Below are 19,208 nucleotides of genomic sequence, written 5' to 3'. Positions count from 1 at the left end.
GTCAGGTAACACAGCGGAAAAATGGAGGAAATATGGAAGACTGTCAGGAATGGTCTGAGTATGGTGCTCTTTTTAGCCGGGTGGAGCGGATACGCCACCCGGCACAATGAGACTAGCTAAACATCACCTGCGCCCAGCGCGCCAGACCGGCGGTAACGGAACCAAAGTCATCGCCACCCGCAATCGGAATGCCCGGTAGCTGTTCCGCCAGCGCTTTTTTGATCAGCGGTGAACGCGCGCTCCCCCCGGTCAGATAGATAACGTCCGGCTTCTCTTTGCCGTTTTCCAGCGCCAGCTGCACCTGCTCCAGAATACGCTGCAGCGGCTGCGCGAGCGCGGCCTCTAGCCCGTCCTGAGAAATCGCAGTGGCCAGATCGTCGCTAATAAACGGCAAGGAGACCGCATGCTCAGCGCGGTCGGAAAGGGCGATTTTGCTCTCTTCTGCGGTACGTACCACGCGATAGCTAAGACGCTGACGCCACACTTTATACAGCAGGGCGACTTTTTCGGCGTCCTGCGCGTCGCGCACCAGGTCGTTCAGGAAACGGCCATTTGCAGTGCTGTAAAAATCACTCTGCGCCGGGACGTCGTTAATCGCGATAGCGTTCCACCATGGCAGGATTGGCAGAGCGATACCTTTTTCAGTTTGTCCGCCCATGCCGAGCAGTGGCATCAGGCTCTTGAACGCCAGGGCAATATCGAGATCGTTACCGCCGATACGGCAGCCACTGTGCCCCAGCAAGCTGTTTTCGCGGTCGCGACGGTTATGCCATTGTGGCCCCATCAGCAGCAGCGAGCAGTCCGTCGTACCGCCGCCGATATCCACGACTAATACGCGTTTTTCTTCCGTCAGTGTGGCTTCAAAATCCAGTCCTGCCGCAACGGGCTCATACTGGAACACCACGTCACGGAAGCCTGCACGGTGCGCCGCACGTTCAAGGATACCCTGCGCCTGCTGGTTAGCGTCATCTCCCCCCAGACCCTGGAAGTTGATCGGACGGCCAATCACCGCCTGGGTGATCGCTTCCGACACCTGGGTTTGCGCCTGATTGCGAATGTGCAGCATCATGGCGCAGACCAGATCTTCAAACATCGCCACCTGCTGTGGCTTCAGACCGCTGGCACCCAGGAAGGATTTTGGTGATTTAACGAAGTAAACCTCTTCGGGATCTTCGATGTAGTGCCCGAGCGAAGAGAGGCCGAACTGCACGCTGGAAGGCGTAACGTCGATATCTTCCTCGCGGTTAAAACTGACCGCGCGGCGCAGCAATGCCTGAGTCTCCGCCGCGGTGGCCGGAACCTGATGATGGCGGAACAGCCATTCGCTGACCGCTTCGCGGGTAGGTGCGCAGAGCATTGAGGGCAGCAGCGTACTCTCTTTTTCCATTTTCAGGAGCTGTGGCTGTCCGTCCTGCATAATTGCAACCGAGCAGTTTGCCGTACCGTAGTCAAATCCAATAAACACGAATAATCCCCATGCCAGTGAGAAGGGGCGAGACTTTAACGAAATGTCTGCATCGCGACAACAGGAATATGAAAGCAAGGCGAAACAAGGTCTTTCGGTTTATGCTGAGGGGAACAAAAAAGGAGCGACAATGTATACCCTGACCTGGCAACCCCCTTACGACTGGCAATGGATGTTTGGCTTTCTTGGCGCGCGTGCGGTAGAGGGCGTCGAGACCGTCACTGAACGCTATTACGAGCGCAGTTTCGCCTGTGAGGGGCACCAGGGGATCTTTCGCGTCACACCGGATAACCTGGCCCACACGCTACAGGTGACGCTGAGCCCCGGGTTAATCCCGGTTGCGCAAACCTGTCTTGAACGTATTGGGCGTCTGTTCGATCTGGCCTGCGATCCGCATGAAATTCACAAGACGCTTGGCGATCTCGGCGTTGCACGGCCAGGCTTGCGTTTGCCGGGGGCGATGGACGCGTACGAACAGGGCGTGCGGGCGATTCTCGGGCAGCTGGTGAGCGTGGCGATGGCGGCGAAACTGACGTCGCGCGTGGTGGCACTGTGCGGCGAACCGGTAAACGATTCGCCAGGCTATGTCTGCTTCCCCACACCACAAGCGCTGGCCGCAACGGACCCGCTGGCGCTGAAAGCGCTCGGGATGCCGGTCAAACGCGCTGAGTCATTGATTCATCTGGCGCAATCGGTCATTGAAGGCTCGTTTCCGCTGACGCCACCTGAGGATGTTGAGGCAGGCATGAAGGCCTTGCAACAGCGGCCTGGAATAGGGCGCTGGACGGCAAACTATCTGGCTCTGCGCGGCTGGCAGGCGAAGGATGTTTTTCTGCCGGATGATTATCTGATTAAGCAACGCTTTGCCGGGATGACGCCAGCGCAAATTCGTCGCTATGCTCAGCGCTGGCAGCCCTGGCGCTCTTACGCGCTGCTGCACATCTGGTATACCGACGGCTGGGCGCCGTCAGTTGATAGCGAAATAACTGGTATTGAGAAGTAGATCCAGCGGCTGGGGCTCGGCAATCGTGTCACCATAAATAAAATCGAGCCCGATGCCAGAGAGTGTATCCATCATGATCGGCTGATTACAGGGACCCGCGATGGTTTTCATCCCCAGGCGCTGGGCATGGCCCTGGATGATAGTCACCATCATCTCATCCATCAGGTTGCCATAAACATTGGTTACCACTTCCGCGTCCAGCATCAGATAGTCGGCCATATTCGCGCTCAGGTGGGTAAAGACGTTCATGTCACGCCCCACCTGACTGAAAATCACGCGACAACCCGCCTGACGAAGCTTTTGCAGCCCCCGTTGCAGGTTTTCATCCGGGTTGCACACCACATCGGCAGGGATGATCAGATGCAGAAGACGGCCCGGCAGTGGGCTTTTATCCAGCAGGTCGAGAAGTTCATCGACCAGCGTCACGCTGGCCAAACCGGCTTCAGAAAGCGGCAGTGCAACGCCCATACCTTTACTGGCAACCTGTGCGGCAGAGGTACGGAAAAATTCGCTAAAGATCCGTCTGTCGAGAGCGTGTAACAGCTCAGGCTCCGCCAGGCCAGATCGGAAGGCGTGTTCTTCCTGTACTTCGCCCTGGCTGGTCCACAGGCGTAACGAAATGAGCCAGAAGTTACAGCTTTCCGGTATGCGTGGCGAGGCGACACTGCGGGCTATCATCATCAGATGATTGTCTTTAATCATGTGCCACTGTTCATCCAGTGACATCATGCTGCGTGCGCTGTGGTCCCGCTCCTGCTGAGGTTCGTAAACCGTGACGATGCCGCGCCCACTGTTTTTCGAGGCATAACAGGCGATATCAGCCTGTGACATGATTTCCGATGCCTGATGATTATTTTCATCAATCAACGTGATACCTGCGCTGGCACCAATTCTGTGCAGGCGTCCTTCCCACATAAAGTGATAGCCATTGATGGTATGGATCAGGCGGCTGGCGATATAACGTGCGCTCTCTATGTTGCAGTCCGGCAACAGCAAACCGAATTCGTCCCCGCCCAGACGCGCCAGCACATCACTCGAGCGAAGCATGGTCAACATTAATGAAGAGAGCTCCCTGAGCAGGGCATCACCTGCGGCATGGCCTGCTGTATCGTTGACCGCTTTGAAACGATCAAGATCGATAAAGACCAGAGCATGACGCTGGCGCGTTTCGCGAACGGTCTGCAAGAGCCGTTTGAGATGGTTCTCGAAGCTGACCCGGTTTGCCAGGTGGGTCAGGGCATCGTGGGAGGCGCTGTAACTCAACTGGCGCAGCATTTTGCGCGACTCAGTCACATCCTGAATCACGATAACCGAGCCAATGTTTTGTCCGTCCAGTGTGCTGAGCGGCGTAATGCTGTAATGAATATCAAAATTACCACCGGTGCGGCAGTTCAGGACCACGTCCTGATCGATATCGGAACGGGACATATCACCGCTATGAATGTTCTCCATCAGCGGCCCTTTTTCACCAAAGGTAATATGCAACACCCGAAGGATGGGCTGACCAATAGCTTCCGTTTGCAGCCAGCCACTCATTTTCTCGGCAACCGGGTTCATGAAGGTGACATTCATGTTGATATCGGTGCACAGCACCGCTTCGCCGATGGAGTCGAGGGTTATGTGCAGACGCTCTTTTTCCTGGAACAGGGCCTCGTTGAGTTGCTTAACTTCGGTCATGTCCATGTTGATACCGAGCAGGCGTTCGACTTCGCCCTGTTTGTTCAGCACCCGGTTCGCCAGAGAGCGGATATGTCGCACGCCGTCCTTCACGCGGATGCGGAATTCAAGCTTAAACGGCAAACGGGCGATCAGAGAGTCCCGCAGCACCTTTTCTGCATGCGCGCGATCCTCAGGCAGCATCGTTTCATGCCAGAGTTGCCAGGTGGGCTTGATGTGCAGCGGTATTTCATACAGCTCGAACATCCGTTTGTCCCAGCTAATAATGTCAGGCTCCAGGTCCCACTCCCAGATGCCGATCCCCCCCGCTTCGTTGGCAAGCGTAATACGCTCCATCAGGCGTTTGTTGACCCACTCGGTCTGCTTCAGGTCATTAATATCTTCGATCTGGGCAATAAAATAGAGGGGTGAGCCGTCGGTATGGCGCACGACAGAGACAGCAAGAAGCGCCCAGACCACCTCTCCATTGCGCGTGTAGTAGCGCTTCTCAAGGGTGTAGGTATTAATCTCTCCGTTGACCAGTTGCTCCAGTTGTTTCAGGTCGGTATGCAAATCTTCCGGCCAGGTTAACTGCTGGAAGGTGAGCGACTGGAGCTCACTCTGGCTGTAACCGAGAAAGTTGCACAGTGCCTTGTTGGCCTGAAGCCATTTGCCCTCAATGCTGACCAGCGCCATCCCGATAGCGGAATACTCCATCGCGTTACGAAAACGCTCCTCGCTCTCGGTAATGTGTTTGCGTTCTGCGCGGAAAGCATACATCACCATGGTCATTACGTTGGCAGGCAGAAGCAGCATCAGGAACGGTAGCCACGGCGCATTCAACATGGCGTTAGTATGCTGAGTGGTCAACACCAGAGGGTTACGGGCGATCATCAGGGAAACCACCATAACGGTGACCAGAAACACCATGAACGCTTCCATTCGCGGCAGGCGTACGGCACTCCACATAAGCAGAACGATAACGCAGGTAAAGGGCCACGGCAGCCAGCTGATAGCTGCCCAACTGAGGACTAACGTCACCGCCATGGTGGTCAGCGTTTCAAGCAGTAATCTCGGATCACGATGGCGCAGCAGATAATGCGGTTTAAAAAGCAATCCTAACGGCACCAGCGCCAGCGCACCGATGGCTTCAGACAAGACCCAGACGAGGAAATTACGCAGTGGTTCTGGAGTAGGGACCAGAAAATAGACCAGAACACCGCCCATCAGTGGTGGCACCAGCGCGCTGCCAATGGCCAGACGGATCCAGTCATTCAGATTTTGCAGCGGGTTATACCACGGGAGCAATTTGCGCAGTAGCAACGCGCCAATCACAGCTTCAATCACGTTGATTGAGGGGTAGATGAAGCTTGTCGCCCCCCACGAAAACAACATCCATGAAGCCAAAATATTGCCAAACGAACAGGCCAGAGCAATCCCCGGCCACATTTTTCCCGCATGGCGGTAAAACGCCACCATCATGATGGCGGTGGGAAACCAGAGCGGCGCCAGCAGAGTACCGAAGCGAGTTAGCTCAAGCGAAAATAAGGTAAAGATAAAGGTGACCAGGCCCAGACAGACAAGTCGTAATAAAGGATGTGGGGTGGTAACCAAAACCCGCTGGTATTGTTTATTCATTACCGCTTTATCCAGAGACGCCATGCCGCCAGGAAAGAAGTCCGGACGAGTGAATTTGATAATTTGGTTTATGCTAGTACAAACAATTTACAATTCATATGGTGACTGCTCATAATTTGACATCATAGACTTATTAAATAGTTACTCTTAAAAAAATCCATGTTAATTGCTGAAAAAGTGTTCATTTAAATTTAACTAAAGGAAGAATGCGTCACTTTTCAGGCTGTCTCGCAGAACCTGTGCTTTCGACTGGTATCACGCTCCCGAAATCCCTATAATTGCCGCGTTTGACGCTCCGGCGTCGTCCTTCCTTAACATCCAGGTTAATCAGGTCGCTAAATTTATGACTGATAAGTCTCATCAGTGCGTCATTATAGGCATCGCCGGCGCATCGGCTTCAGGTAAAAGTCTAATTGCCAGTACGCTTTATCGCGAACTGCGTGAACAAGTAGGTGATGAGCACATCGGCGTCATTCCCGAAGACAGCTATTACAAAGATCAATCCCATCTGTCGATGGAAGAGCGCGTAAAAACCAACTATGACCACCCAAATGCAATGGATCACAGTTTACTGTTCCAGCATCTGGAAGCGCTTAAGAGCGGCCAGGCGATTGAACTGCCGGTTTACAGTTATGTAGAACATACCCGCACTCAGGAAACTATCCGCATCGAGCCGAAGAAGGTCATCATCCTGGAAGGCATTCTGCTTCTCACTGATGCCCGTCTGCGTGAATCCATGAACTTCTCGATTTTCGTTGATACCCCGCTGGATATCTGCCTGATGCGCCGCATCAAACGTGATGTTAATGAACGCGGTCGCTCAATGGACTCCGTCATGGCGCAATACCAGAAAACGGTCCGCCCAATGTTCCTGCAATTTATTGAACCGTCCAAGCAATACGCCGATATCATCGTGCCGCGTGGGGGCAAAAACCGCATAGCTATTGATATCTTAAAAGCGAAAATCAGCCAGTTTTTTGAATAAGCCGCGTGAATTGTGTACCGTTCAGAGATAACCTGGTTTTACCCTGAGTGTTTACCGCCTCAGGGTACGATGCATGAAAGGAGAAAGTGCCATGCGTCTTTGTGATCGCGATATTGAAGCCTGGCTGGATGAAGGCCGTTTGTCTATTACCCCACGTCCACCGGTGGAGCGTATCAATGGTGTGACCGTTGATGTGCGGTTGGGGAATAAATTCCGTACCTTTAGTGGCCACACCGCGCCGTTCATCGACCTCAGCGGGCCGAAGGATGAAGTCAGCGCCGCGCTCGATCGCGTGATGAGTGACGAAATCGTCATTGACGAAGGCGAAGCCTTTTATTTGCACCCAGGTGAACTGGCGCTGGCGGTGACGTATGAATCCGTGACGCTGCCAGCGGACCTGGTTGGCTGGCTGGATGGTCGCTCATCACTGGCGCGTCTGGGGTTGATGGTTCACGTAACCGCGCACCGTATTGATCCCGGCTGGTCTGGCCGTATCGTACTGGAGTTCTTCAATGCCGGTAAACTGCCTCTGGCTCTACGCCCTGGAATGATGATCGGCGCGTTAAGCTTTGAACCTCTGTCAGGTCCTGCCGATCGTCCTTATAACCGCCGTCAGGACGCAAAATATCGCGACCAGCAGGGCGCGGTTGCCAGCCGTATTGATAAAGACTGATCGTTAGTCCATCGAGGATGCCATGAGAAGAGTTCTGACAACGCTGATGATTTTGCTGGTGGTGCTGGTTGCTGGCCTTTCGGCGTTGGTTTTGCTGGTTAACCCGAACGATTTCCGCACTTATATGGTGCGGCAGGTCGAGGCACGCAGTGGTTATCAACTGAAGCTTGACGGGTCGCTGCGCTGGCACGTCTGGCCACAGCTCAGCATTCTCTCTGGTCGCATGTCATTAACGGCGCCGGGGGCTGCTTTGCCACTGGTCTCAGCGGATAACATGCGTCTCGATGTGGCACTAATCCCGCTGTTCTCTCACCAGCTGCAGGTTAATCAGGTGATGCTGAAAGGCGCGGTGATTCAGCTCACTCCGCAAACCGAAGCCGTTCGTGACGCGAATGCGCCGGTTGCGCCACGAGAAAACACCCTGCCCGATGAACCGTCTGATACGGGCTGGTCCTTTGATATTGGTAAACTGAAAGTTGCTGATAGCGTGTTAGTTTTCCAGCATGAGGATGAGGAGCAGGTTACCGTACGAAATATCAACCTGCAGATGGAACAGGATGCGCATCATCTGGCAACGGTGGAATTTAGCGGACGGGTGAACCGCGATCAGCGCGATCTGACCCTGTCGCTGAATGCCAACGTGAATGCATCGGATTATCCGCATCAGCTTACCGCCGACATTCAGCAACTGAACTGGCAACTGACGGGAGCCGATCTGCCCTCTCAGGGGATAACCGGTCAGGGAACGTTGCAGGCCGTGTGGCGTGAAGAACAAAAACAGCTGGAACTGGACAACCTCAACCTGCAGGCGAATGACAGTAGCCTGAAAGGGCAGGCGAGCGTCTCTCTCGAGGAAAAACCTAAGTGGGTTTTGAATCTGCAGTTTGACAGGCTTAACCTGGAAAACCTGCTGCCCCCTCTGCCTGCAAGCGCAACGGACAGCGATGCCACGCAAACGGGGCAAAGCCAGACACCGGTCTCACGCCCGGTTATCTCGTCGAATCTTGAACAGCCTGACTATAATGCCCTGCGCGGATTCACGGCAGATATTCTGCTGAAAGCCAATAGCCTGCGCTGGCGCGGCATTGATTTTACCGATGTAAGCAGCCAGATGTTCAACCATAACGGTTTGCTGGTGATCTCTGAACTGAGCGGCAAACTGGGGACCGGACACCTCTCACTGCCGGGCACGCTGGATGTCCGTAAAGATGTTGCCAGCGTCGAATTCCAGCCGCGTCTCGATAACGTTGAGATTGGTACCATCCTGAAAGCCTTCAACTACCCGATATCTCTGACCGGGCAGTTGACGCTGGCGGGTGACTTCTCCGGTACAAAAATTGATGCCGATGCTTTCCGTCGCGAGTGGCAGGGGCAGGCGCATGTTGATCTGAAAAACTCCCGAATGGAAGGCCTTAACTTCCAACAGCTGGTGCAGCAGGCGGTTGAACGCAGCAGTGATGTGAAAGCCCAGGAAAACTACGATAGCGCCACGCGCCTCGACAGCTTCACCACCGACCTGACGCTGGATAACGGACAACTTACTCTGGACAGCATGGAAGGTACCTCTTCCATGCTGTCACTGACGGGAGACGGTTCACTGGATCTGGTGAAAGAGACGGCGGACACCCGTTTTAATGTCAGGGTACTTTCCGGCTGGCAGGGTGAAAGTAAGCTGATTGACTTCCTGAAAGAGACGCCGATTCCGCTTAGCGTATATGGTAAATGGCAGGCGCTGAATTACAGCCTTCAGGTGGATCAGATTCTGCGTAAGCATCTGCAGGATGAAGCCAAACGTCGGCTTAACAGCTGGGCGGATCGTAATAAAGATTCACAGACAGGCAAAGATGTGAAAAAGCTGTTGGATAAGCTTTGATGTCTGTTGTGCCGGGTAAGGCGCTGCCGCCTCCCGGCTTTTTTTACACCTCAAAATCCAGCTCTTCTTCATCTCGCAGGGAGATGATCTGAACCTTCTGCACGCGATGGTTTTCAATCTGTAGCGTTTTAAGCAGATAGTCGCCCACCTGAACCTCTTCCCCCGGCTGCGGGATACGCTGCAAATACTCCATCAGCAGACCGGCGATGGTGTGATATTCACGTTTTTCATCCAGCGGTAGCGGTACATATTGCACCAGGTCCTCAAGCGGCATATGGCCGTTGGCCGTCCAGGAACCGTCAGCATTTTTCTGGATGTCATGGCGGGCATCAATCTCATCCACCTCGTTGGGTAAATTACCGGCGATGGTTTCCATCACGTCGCTGAGCGTGACCAGTCCTTCAACCGAACCAAACTCATCTACTACAAAAGCGAAGTGCGTGCGCGCGTTACGGAATTGCTCAAGAGCAGAGAGCAGGTGCAGCCCCTCCGGGAAAACCAGTGGCTGACGCACCAGGGCGCGCAGGTTTAACGCTTCACCGTGTAACTGCTGTTGCAGCAGGTCGATGACATGCACCACACCCAGTAACTCTTCCTCTTCCTCACCGCCAGTCACAACTACGCGGGTATGCTGATTTTTATCCAGCAAAGCGCGAATGTGTTCTTCCGGTGCTGTCAGGTCGATATGCTCAATGTCATGACGTGAAGTCATGATGCTGCTGACCGAACGCTGATTCAGATTGAGTACCCGCTCAATCATGAGCCGCTCCTGCGGATTGAAGATCTGCCCGTCGTTATGATCGGCCAGCATCGCAGAAGATTCGGCATCTAATTCCGCGTCCTCTTTTTGCCCGCTGAGCAGGCGCATCACGGTATCAGCGGTCCGCTGGCGCAGGCTCTGGTTTGCCGACAAAAAGCGACGACGGTTGAATATGGCGAGCTGGTTCAGGGATTCAATCATCACCGAGAAGCCGATCGCGGCGTACAGGTAGCCTTTTGGAATATGGAAGCCAAAACCGTCGGCGACCAGGCTAAAGCCAATCATCAGCAGGAAGCTCAGGCAGAGGATAACGATGGTCGGGTGGCTGTTCACAAACCGCGTTAACGCTTTGCTCGCCATGACCATCAGCGTGATGGCGATAATTACCGCAGCCATCATGACGGCAAGGTGGTCCACCATTCCGACGGCAGTGATCACTGAGTCCAGAGAGAAGACCGCATCCAGTACCACAATCTGTGCCACGACCGGCCAGAATTTAGCTCCCCGTCGCTGTGTGGGATTTTCGCTGTCTTTCCCTTCGAGCCGTTCGTTCAGTTCTACTGTGGCTTTGAACAACAGGAATAACCCGCCGAAGAGCATGATCAGGTCGCGGGCGCTAAAGCTGAGACTGTAGAGAGTAATCAGTGGCTTAGTTAGCGTGACAAGCCAGGAAATTGACGCCAGCAGCAGCAGTCGCATCGCCATCGCCAGCAGTAAGCCCGTTACGCGCGCGCGGTCGCGCTGGGAAGGGGGGAGCTTTTCAGCGAGGATGGCGATAAAGACCAGATTATCAATACCGAGAACTAATTCGATGACGACCAGCGTAACCAGCCCGGCCCAGATTGATGGATCGGCAATCCATTCCATAGTAATAGCAATACCTTCTGTTATATGACCAATGTCACACTTCGATCATGGATAAAGCTGAAAGAAATTGCAATGCCGGGCTGCGATTTCTCTTAATACGATGTACTAAACAGAGTGTCATTGATTGAAACTGTAAATAAGGTAAATGCGTAGATTTAATTACAGAAAGAAATTTTAGGATATATCGCAGCTAATGGTTTTTATTTTTATATTGTCAATATAAAGAAAATCCTAAAAGGTGAAAACTTTGCTCTTAATATTAATCTTAAAAACAGATATTGAGAGAGATGTCTCCTTGCCTGCTATTAGGTAAGCTGCAACAATTCTCCCGGCACCAAATGTTAAATCACGGTGTTGCAATTATTGTTTTGGTCTTCAGACAGGGTTATTCATTGTCCGTTGGATGTTTCAGGCGGTTGATATATTTCCAGAAGACCATCCTCAAGAGGGTGTCTATCCATAACACATTGTTTAGTCAGTGGATTGGTAACTGAAAGCCAAGGGCGGTAGCGTGTCTGAAAGCGTGTGAATCAGCCCCGGTTATTCTGTCAAGAGCCAATGGATGAATAAGCTTTTTTTAGGACTGATGCCAGTTATATTTCTATTTGATTAACTGCATGCTGAAACCCAATACAACACGAGCTTATTTAAATTGAACGGGATAATTACTCTGCCAAAGTGATAAATAATCAATGATGAAATCCAAAATGAAATTGATGCCATTATTGGTATCTGCACTCTTGATGAGCGGTTGTACGGTCTTTCCCGGCAGCAATATGTCCACGATGGGCAAGGACGTGATTAAACAACAAGATGCCGATTTTGATCTCGACAAAATGGTGAATGTTTATCCGCTCACGCCGCGTCTGGTGGAACAATTGCGTCCACGTCCAAATGTTGCCCAGCCGAATATGTCTCTGGACCAGGAGATCGCCGCTTACCAGTACCGCGTGGGGCCGGGTGACGTTATCAACGTGACCGTCTGGGATCACCCTGAACTGACCACCCCTGCGGGTCAGTACCGTAGCTCAAGCGACACCGGGAACTGGGTGCAATCTGACGGCACCATGTTCTATCCCTATATCGGCAAAGTGCATGTTGCCGGAAAAACGCTTGCCGAGATCCGTAGTGATATTACCGGCCGCTTAGCGCAGTACATCGCTGACCCGCAGGTGGACGTTAATATCGCCGCATTCCGCTCGCAAAAGGCCTATATCTCCGGCCAGGTGAACAAATCAGGTCAGCAGGCCATCACCAACGTCCCACTGACTGTGCTGGACGCCATTAACTCTGCGGGTGGCTTAACCGATGGTGCCGACTGGCGCAACGTGGTGCTGACCCACAACGGTAAAGAGCAGCGTATTTCGCTGCAGGCTCTGATGCAAAACGGCGATCTGACCCAGAACCGACTGCTCTATCCGGGCGACATTCTTTACGTGCCACGCAATGACGATCTGAAAGTCTTCGTGATGGGGGAGGTGAAGAAACAGAGCACCCTCAAAATGGACTTCAGCGGTATGACCCTGACCGAAGCGCTGGGCAATGCGGAAGGTATCGATCTGACCTCGTCTAACGCCAGCGGCATCTTTGTGATCCGTCCGCTGAAAGGTGAGGGCAGCGCGAAAGGCAAGATCGCCAACATTTATCAGTTGGATATGTCCGATGCGACCTCTCTGGTAATGGCCACGGAGTTCCGTCTCCAGCCATACGATGTGGTGTACGTCACCACCGCGCCGGTTGCCCGCTGGAACCGCCTGATCAACCAGTTGCTGCCAACCATCAGTGGCGTTCGCTACATGACGGATACGGCGCGCGACATTCATACCTGGTAATCCATGATGTTTAACAAAATTCTGGTGGTATGCGTGGGGAACATTTGCCGTTCCCCCACGGCTGAAAGGTTGCTGAAACAGTACCAGCCTGCATTGGTCGTTGAGTCCGCAGGGCTGGGGGCGCTAGTCGGCAAAGGCGCTGATGAGCATGCAGCGAGCGTGGCCCGGGATCATAACCTTTCTCTTGATGGCCACATTGCCCGCCAGGTCACAGGCCGGATGTGCCGTGAATATGACCTGATCCTGACGATGGAAAAACGCCATATTCATGCGCTGTGCGATATCGCTCCGGAGATGCGCGGCAAGGTGATGCTGTTTGGTCACTGGGACAATGAACGCGAAATCCCTGACCCGTATCGCAAAAGCCATGAGGCCTTCGAGGCGGTTTACACCTTACTTGACCAGTCTGCCCAACAATGGGCGCAGGCACTGAAAGCTCAGCAGGGATAACAATGACAGAAAAAACAAGACTTTCTGCCGCCCCGACTTCGGGCAGTGATGAAATTGATATTGGGCGCCTGGTCGGCACGGTCGTAGAGGCAAAGTGGTGGGTGCTTGGGATCACCGCCGTGTTTGCCGCGGCCGCTGTCGTCTATACGCTGTTCGCAACGCCTATCTACAGCGCTGATGCGCTGGTGCAGATCGAGCAGAATACCGGCAACTCGCTGGTGCAGGATATCGGCTCTGCGCTGGCGAACAAACCGCCTGCCTCCGACGCTGAAATCCAGCTGATCCAGTCACGTCTGGTGCTGGGTAAAACGGTTCACGACCTCGGGCTCGATATCTCCGTCACCAAAAATACCTTCCCGATATTTGGTGCGGGCTGGGATCGGTTGATGGGCAGAAACAACGACACGGTGAAGGTCACAGACTTCGTGCTGCCGAAAGGGGCAGCCGATCAGACCTTTACCCTGACGGTGCTCGGCCCGAAACAGTATCAGTTGACCAGCGACGCGGGCTTTAGCGCGCGCGGCGAAGTGGGACAGATGCTGACCAAAGAGGGCGTCAGCATGATGGTCAGCGCGATTAACGCCCACGAAGGGGGGGAATTCACCGTCACCAAATTCTCCACGCTGGGGATGATCAACAATCTGCAAAACAACCTGACCGTCACTGAAAACGGTAAGGACACCGGCGTGCTGAGCATGACCTTTACCGGTGAAGATAAAGATCAGATTCGCAATATTCTGAACAGTATCACCCGCAACTATCTTGAGCAAAACGTTGAGCGTAAGTCGGCGGAAGCGGCGAAAAGCCTGGCCTTCCTCGCGAAACAGCTCCCGGAAGTGCGCGCCCATCTGGATGAGGCCGAGAACAAGCTGAACGCCTATCGTCAGGATAAAGACTCTGTCGACCTGCCGCTGGAAGCAAAGTCAGTTCTTGATTCAATGGTCAACATTGATGCTCAGCTCAACGAGTTGACCTTCAAAGAGGCGGAGATTTCCAAGCTCTATACCAAACGTCACCCGGCCTACCGCACGCTGCTTGAGAAACGCCGCACGCTGGAAGAGGAAAAGGCAAAGCTCAACGGTCGCGTGACTGCGATGCCGAAAACGCAGCAGGAGATCGTGCGTCTGACCCGCGACGTGGAATCGGGCCAGCAGGTTTACATGCAGCTGCTGAACAAACAGCAGGAGCTGAAAATCACCGAAGCCAGTACCGTCGGGGACGTCCGTATTGTTGACCCGGCCATTACTCAACCCGGTGTGCTGAAGCCGAAGAAAGCGCTGATCATTCTCGGGAGCATTATTCTTGGCCTGATGCTCTCCATCGTTGGCGTGCTGCTGCGCTCGCTGTTTAACCGCGGTATCGAAAGCCCGCAGGTGCTGGAAGAGAACGGTATCAACGTCTACGCCAGCATCCCGCTGTCTGAATGGCAAAAATCCCGTGACAGCGTCAAAACCATCAAAGGCGTTAAGCGTTACAAACAGAGCCAGCTGCTGGCGGTGGGTAACCCGACTGACCTCGCCATCGAAGCGATCCGCAGCCTGCGTACCAGCCTGCACTTTGCCATGATGCAGGCCAAAAACAACGTCCTGATGTTAACCGGCGTCAGCCCGTCAATCGGTAAGACCTTCGTCTGCGCCAACCTGGCGGCGGTGGTCAGCCAGACCAACAAGCGTGTGCTGCTGATCGACTGCGATATGCGCAAAGGCTATACCCACGAACTGCTGGGCACCAACAACGTTAACGGTCTGTCGGAAATTCTGCTGGGTAAAGGTGAGATCGGCCAGAGTGCGAAACCGACAACGATCCCGAAATTCGACCTGATCCCACGTGGACAGATTCCGCCGAACCCATCTGAACTGCTGATGAGCGAGCGTTTTGCCGAACTGGTGGAGTGGGCAAGTAAGCATTACGACCTGGTGCTAATCGATACTCCGCCAATTCTGGCCGTGACCGATGCCGCCGTGGTTGGCCGTCTTGCTGGTACTACGTTGATGGTCGCGCGCTATGCGGTGAACACCATTAAAGAAGTGGAAACCAGTCTGAGCCGCTTCGAGCAGAACGGGATTGAGGTCAAAGGGGTGATCCTGAACTCCATCTTCCGTCGCGCGAGTGGGTATCAGGATTACGGTTACTACGAGTACGAATACAAATCTGACAGCAAATAAAAATCCCCCTCACCCTGACCCTCTCCTCTGAGGGGAGAGCCGCTTTTCCCCCTCTCCCTCCGGGAGAGGGGCGGGGTGAGGGATAAGGGGAAGACCATGACCACACAACGCCCTTTAGTTTCAATCTATATGCCGACATGGAATCGTCAGCAGCTGGCGATCCGTGCAATCAAATCTGTACTGCGACAGGATTACGATAACTGGGAGCTGATCATCGTTGATGACTGTTCCTCCTCTTTCGAGCAATTGCAGAAATTTGTGGCCGACCTCAACGACCCGCGCGTGATGTATACGCATAACGAGATTAATTCCGGCGCGTGTGCAGTACGCAATCAGGCGATCACGCAGGCCAAAGGGCAATACCTGACCGGAATTGATGACGATGACGAATGGACGCCGAACCGTCTGTCGACATTCCTGTCACACAAGGAACAGTTGGTCACGCATGCTTTCCTGTATGCCAACGATTATGTCTGTCAGGGCGAAGTCTACTCGCAGCCTGCCAGCCTGCCGTTGTACCCGAAATCACCGTACTCCCGCCGCCTGTTCTACAAGCGTAACATTATTGGTAACCAGGTCTTTACCTGGGCGTGGCGCTTTAAAGAGTGCCTGTTTGATACCGAACTCAAGGCCGCGCAGGATTACGACATCTTCCTTCGGATGGTGGTGGAATACGGTGAGCCGTGGAAAGTGGAAGAGGCCACGCAGATCCTGCATATCAACCACGGGGAGATGCAAATCACCTCCTCGCCGAAGAAATTCTCGGGTTACTTCCATTTTTACCGCAAGCACAAGGACAAGTTTGACCGTGCCAGCCGGAAGTATCAGCTCTTTACCCTCTATCAGATCCGCAACAAGCGCATGAACTGGCGCACGCTGCTGACATTGCTCTCCGTGCGTAACGGCAAGCGTCTGGCTGACGGGCTTCGGGGGAAATAATGTTTCTGGAAGATTGCCGCGCAAACAGCTGGAGCCTGCGCCCGTGCTGCATGGTCCTGGCCTACCGCATCGCGCACTTTTGCTCGGTGTGGCGTAAGAAAAATGTGCTGAACAATATCTGGGCGGCACCGGTGCTGGTGCTGTACCGCATCATCACCGAATGCTTTTTTGGTTATGAGATTCAGGCCGCAGCCACCATTGGCCGCCGCTTTACCATCCACCACGGCTATGCGGTGGTGATCAACAAGTTCGTGGTCGCCGGGGATGATTTCACTATTCGTCATGCGGTCACCATCGGTAACCGTGGGCCAGACAGTCTGGCGTGCCCGGTTATCGGCAATAACGTTGAGCTGGGCGCGAACGTGGTGATCATTGGCGATATTACGATTGGTAATAACGTCACCATTGGCGCTGGCAGCGTGGTGCTGGACAGCATTCCGGATAACGCGCTGGTGGTGGGAGAAAAAGCCCGCGTGAAGGTGATTAAATGAATATTCTGCAATTTAACGTACGCCTCGCAGAAGGCGGGGCGGCCGGCGTGGCGCTGGATCTGCATCAGCGTGCGCTGCAAAAAGGGTTACAGTCCCGTTTTGTCTATGGCTATGGCAAAGGGGGTAAGAAAAGCGTTAGCCACGATCGCTATCCGCAGGTGTTGAAACAGACCCCACGATTGACGTCGATCGCCAACATTGCGCTGTTCCGCCTGTTTAACCGCGATCTGTTTGGCAACCTGAATAACCTCTACCGCACCGTGACGCGAACCACCGGTCCGGTGGTGCTGCATTTTCATGTGTTGCACAGCTACTGGCTCAACCTGGAAGAGGTGGTGGCGTTTTGTGAGAACGTGCAGGCACATAAACCGGACACCCGCTTTGTCTGGACGCTGCACGATCACTGGAGCGTGACCGGCCGCTGTGCGTTTACCGACGGTTGCGAAGGCTGGAAAAATAACTGCCGGAAATGCCCGACATTAAGTAACTACCCACCGGTGAAAGTGGATCGTGCTCATCAACTGGTGGAGGGTAAGCGCCAGCTGTTCCGCGACATGCTTTGGCTGGGGTGCACGTTTATCTCCCCAAGCCAGCATGTGGCGGATGCGTTCAACAGCCTTTACGGGGCAGGGCGCTGCAAGATTATCAACAACGGCATCGACGTGGCGACGGAAGCCATTCTTGCCGAGCTGACTCCGGTGGCCGAAACCACGGGCAAACCGAAAATCGCTATCGTTGCGCATGACCTGCGTTACGACGGTAAAACCAATCAGCAGCTGGTGCGCGACATGATGGCGCTGGGCGACAACATCGAGCTGCATACCTTCGGCAAGTTTTCCCCGTTCGAAGGGACAAACGTGGTCAATCACGGGTTTGAAACCGACAAACGCAAACTGATGAGTGCACTGAACGAAATGGATGCCTTGGTGTTCAGCTCCCGCGTGGATAACTACCCCCTGATCCTTTGCGAAGCACTCTCTATCGGCGTGCCGGTGATTGCCACCCACAGCGACGCTGCGCGCGAAGTGCTGGAAAAATCGGGCGGTAAAACGTTCGCTGAAAACGAGGTGCTGCCGCTGGTGCAACTGCCGAAAGCCGATATCGCGCAGGCCGTATTTGGTACTGACCTGGAATCGTTCCGCAAGCGCAGCCGCAAGGCCTACAGTGGACAACAGATGCTGGAGGAGTATGTCTCGTTCTATCAGAATCTGTAGTTATCTCCTGCTGCCGCTGATCTACCTGCTGGTTAACGTTAAGATTGCCCAGCTTGGCGAAAGCTTCCCGATAACTATCGTCACTTTCTTGCCTGTCCTGCTTCTGCTGTATGTCGATAAAATCAACCTTAAGAAGCTGATGATTGCCCTGGGGATGGGGACGGGCCTGACGCTATTTAACTACATCTTTGGTCAGTCACTGGATGCCAGTAAATACGTCACCTCGACCATGCTGTTTGTTTATATTGTCATTATTATCGGAATGGTCTGGAGTATTCGGTTTAAAACCATTTCTCCACACAATTATCGGAAAATCCTTAGGTTCTTTTATATTGCCGTTGCGTTAATTGTTATGCTTGCCGCACTGGAAATGGCACAAATTATTCTCACAGGTGGTAGTAGCCTGATGGAGATAATTTCGAAATATCTCATTTACAGTAACAGCTATGTATTGAACTTCATCAAGTTTGGCGGAAAGCGTACTACGGCCCTCTATTTTGAACCGGCGTTTTTCGCTCTGGCGTTAATCTCAATTTGGCTCAGCATCAAACAGTTTGGTATCAAAACGCCTAAGACCGATGCTATGATTCTTGCAGGAATTGTTCTGTCAGGATCGTTCTCGGGGGTAATGACATTTATCCTGTTTTACCTGCTGGAGTGGGCGTTCCAGTACCTGAACAAAGAGGCAATTAAGAAAAAACTGCCGCTGGCAATTATCTCCCTGACGGTATTCATGGTCGGCGTGATATTTGCTTTCCCGTACATCTCAGAACGTCTGGGTGATTTGGGAACGGAAGGGTCTTCATCTTATTATCGCATCATTGGTCCGCTGGTGATGGTGGGTTATTCCTTAACCCATATTGATGGTGTAGTAAGATTTGGCTCACTTTACGAATATGTTGCATCATTCGGAATCTTTAACGGTGCGGATGTCGGTAAAACCATAGACAATGGTCTGTATCTGTTAATTATTTATTTTTCGTGGTTTGCCGTACTGTTGACAATTTGGTATCTGTTTAAAGTTTTCAAAATGATGATTAACGCGTTTGGTGATAACCAGAACTTTCGCGTGCAGCTTTATCTGTTTACACCAGTGTCGCTGTTTTTTACCGGTTCAATATTTAGCCCGGAATATGCTTTCTTAATTGTTTGTCCGTTTATTCTGCGTAAAGCGCTTAATATTACGAATTCATGACG

General features: G+C 53.2%; 14 protein-coding genes. 11 read left to right on the top strand and 3 right to left on the bottom strand.

All coding sequences use genetic code 11. The features are described 5' to 3' along the window. Window positions 1-112 precede the first annotated feature (112 nt). The gene (gene yegD, locus ACJ9Y9_RS15670; RefSeq protein ID WP_028016360.1) at window positions 113-1,465 is read right to left on the bottom strand and encodes a molecular chaperone; all 1,353 of its coding nucleotides are present in this window, start codon (window positions 1,463-1,465) and stop codon (window positions 113-115) included. Between the two features lie 130 nt (window positions 1,466-1,595). On the opposite strand from yegD, the gene alkA reads away from it, so the two are divergent. Continuing rightward, a complete protein-coding gene (alkA, locus tag ACJ9Y9_RS15665) occupies window positions 1,596-2,468 on the top strand; it encodes a DNA-3-methyladenine glycosylase 2 (protein WP_028016361.1) in 873 nt (290 codons plus the stop codon). Here the strand turns inward: alkA and ACJ9Y9_RS15660 are convergent. Continuing rightward, window positions 2,433-5,762: a diguanylate cyclase gene (locus ACJ9Y9_RS15660; protein WP_028016362.1), complete on the bottom strand. Its 3,330-nt coding sequence runs from the start codon at window positions 5,760-5,762 to the stop codon at window positions 2,433-2,435. The genes alkA and ACJ9Y9_RS15660 overlap by 36 nt on opposite strands. A gap of 343 nt (window positions 5,763-6,105) precedes the next feature. Here ACJ9Y9_RS15660 and udk point away from each other — a divergent pair, with 343 nt between their 5' ends. From udk to asmA, 3 genes are all read left to right on the top strand, one after another. Beyond that, entirely contained in the window at window positions 6,106-6,747 is a 642-nt protein-coding gene (gene udk / locus ACJ9Y9_RS15655) for a uridine kinase (protein ID WP_008500855.1), read from the top strand. Between the two features lie 91 nt (window positions 6,748-6,838). After that, window positions 6,839-7,420, top strand: a complete 582-nt coding sequence (gene dcd / locus ACJ9Y9_RS15650) for a dCTP deaminase (protein ID WP_028016363.1) — start codon at window positions 6,839-6,841, stop codon at window positions 7,418-7,420. A 22-nt stretch (window positions 7,421-7,442) separates the two neighbouring features. Continuing rightward, on the top strand, window positions 7,443-9,293 hold the full coding sequence (asmA, locus tag ACJ9Y9_RS15645) for an outer membrane assembly protein AsmA (protein ID WP_028016364.1): 1,851 nt from the start codon (window positions 7,443-7,445) through the stop codon (window positions 9,291-9,293). Window positions 9,294-9,336: 43 nt separating this feature from the next. Here asmA and ACJ9Y9_RS15640 read toward each other — a convergent pair whose 3' ends face one another. Continuing rightward, a complete protein-coding gene (locus ACJ9Y9_RS15640) occupies window positions 9,337-10,920 on the bottom strand; it encodes a TerC family protein (RefSeq protein ID WP_407226185.1) in 1,584 nt (527 codons plus the stop codon). A 692-nt stretch (window positions 10,921-11,612) separates the two neighbouring features. Here ACJ9Y9_RS15640 and ACJ9Y9_RS15635 point away from each other — a divergent pair. The 7 genes from ACJ9Y9_RS15635 to wcaD all read left to right on the top strand — a co-directional run bounded on the left by ACJ9Y9_RS15635 (window position 11,613) and on the right by wcaD (window position 19,206). Next, window positions 11,613-12,752: a polysaccharide export protein gene (locus ACJ9Y9_RS15635; protein WP_028016366.1), complete on the top strand. Its 1,140-nt coding sequence runs from the start codon at window positions 11,613-11,615 to the stop codon at window positions 12,750-12,752. A 6-nt stretch (window positions 12,753-12,758) separates the two neighbouring features. Beyond that, window positions 12,759-13,202 (top strand): low molecular weight protein-tyrosine-phosphatase Wzb, encoded by a 444-nt coding sequence (gene wzb / locus ACJ9Y9_RS15630; RefSeq protein WP_028016367.1) that lies wholly within the window; start codon window positions 12,759-12,761, stop codon window positions 13,200-13,202. A 2-nt stretch (window positions 13,203-13,204) separates the two neighbouring features. After that, window positions 13,205-15,367, top strand: coding sequence for a tyrosine-protein kinase Wzc (gene wzc / locus ACJ9Y9_RS15625; RefSeq protein WP_028016368.1), 2,163 nt, complete (start codon window positions 13,205-13,207; stop codon window positions 15,365-15,367). Between the two features lie 96 nt (window positions 15,368-15,463). After that, on the top strand, window positions 15,464-16,306 hold the full coding sequence (wcaA, locus tag ACJ9Y9_RS15620; RefSeq protein ID WP_028016369.1) for a colanic acid biosynthesis glycosyltransferase WcaA: 843 nt from the start codon (window positions 15,464-15,466) through the stop codon (window positions 16,304-16,306). Beyond that, entirely contained in the window at window positions 16,306-16,797 is a 492-nt protein-coding gene (gene wcaB / locus ACJ9Y9_RS15615; RefSeq protein WP_023312402.1) for a colanic acid biosynthesis acetyltransferase WcaB, read from the top strand. The genes wcaA and wcaB overlap by 1 nt, the downstream gene beginning before the upstream one ends. Next, window positions 16,794-18,011, top strand: a complete 1,218-nt coding sequence (gene wcaC, locus ACJ9Y9_RS15610) for a colanic acid biosynthesis glycosyltransferase WcaC (protein WP_028016370.1) — start codon at window positions 16,794-16,796, stop codon at window positions 18,009-18,011. Before wcaB ends, wcaC begins: the two co-directional genes overlap by 4 nt. Beyond that, window positions 17,986-19,206 carry a colanic acid polymerase WcaD gene (wcaD, locus tag ACJ9Y9_RS15605; RefSeq protein ID WP_028016371.1) on the top strand — a complete coding sequence of 407 codons (1,221 nt, stop codon included), beginning with the start codon at window positions 17,986-17,988 and terminating at the stop codon, window positions 19,204-19,206. Before wcaC ends, wcaD begins: the two co-directional genes overlap by 26 nt. The last annotated feature ends 2 nt before the right edge of the window (window positions 19,207-19,208 follow it).

Source organism: Enterobacter sp. CPE_E1241 (assembly GCF_045618265.1).
Taxonomy (GTDB): domain Bacteria; phylum Pseudomonadota; class Gammaproteobacteria; order Enterobacterales; family Enterobacteriaceae; genus Enterobacter; species Enterobacter adelaidei.
Note: the sequence above shows the minus strand (reverse complement) of the source record. Positions and strands in the feature narration are given on the sequence as shown.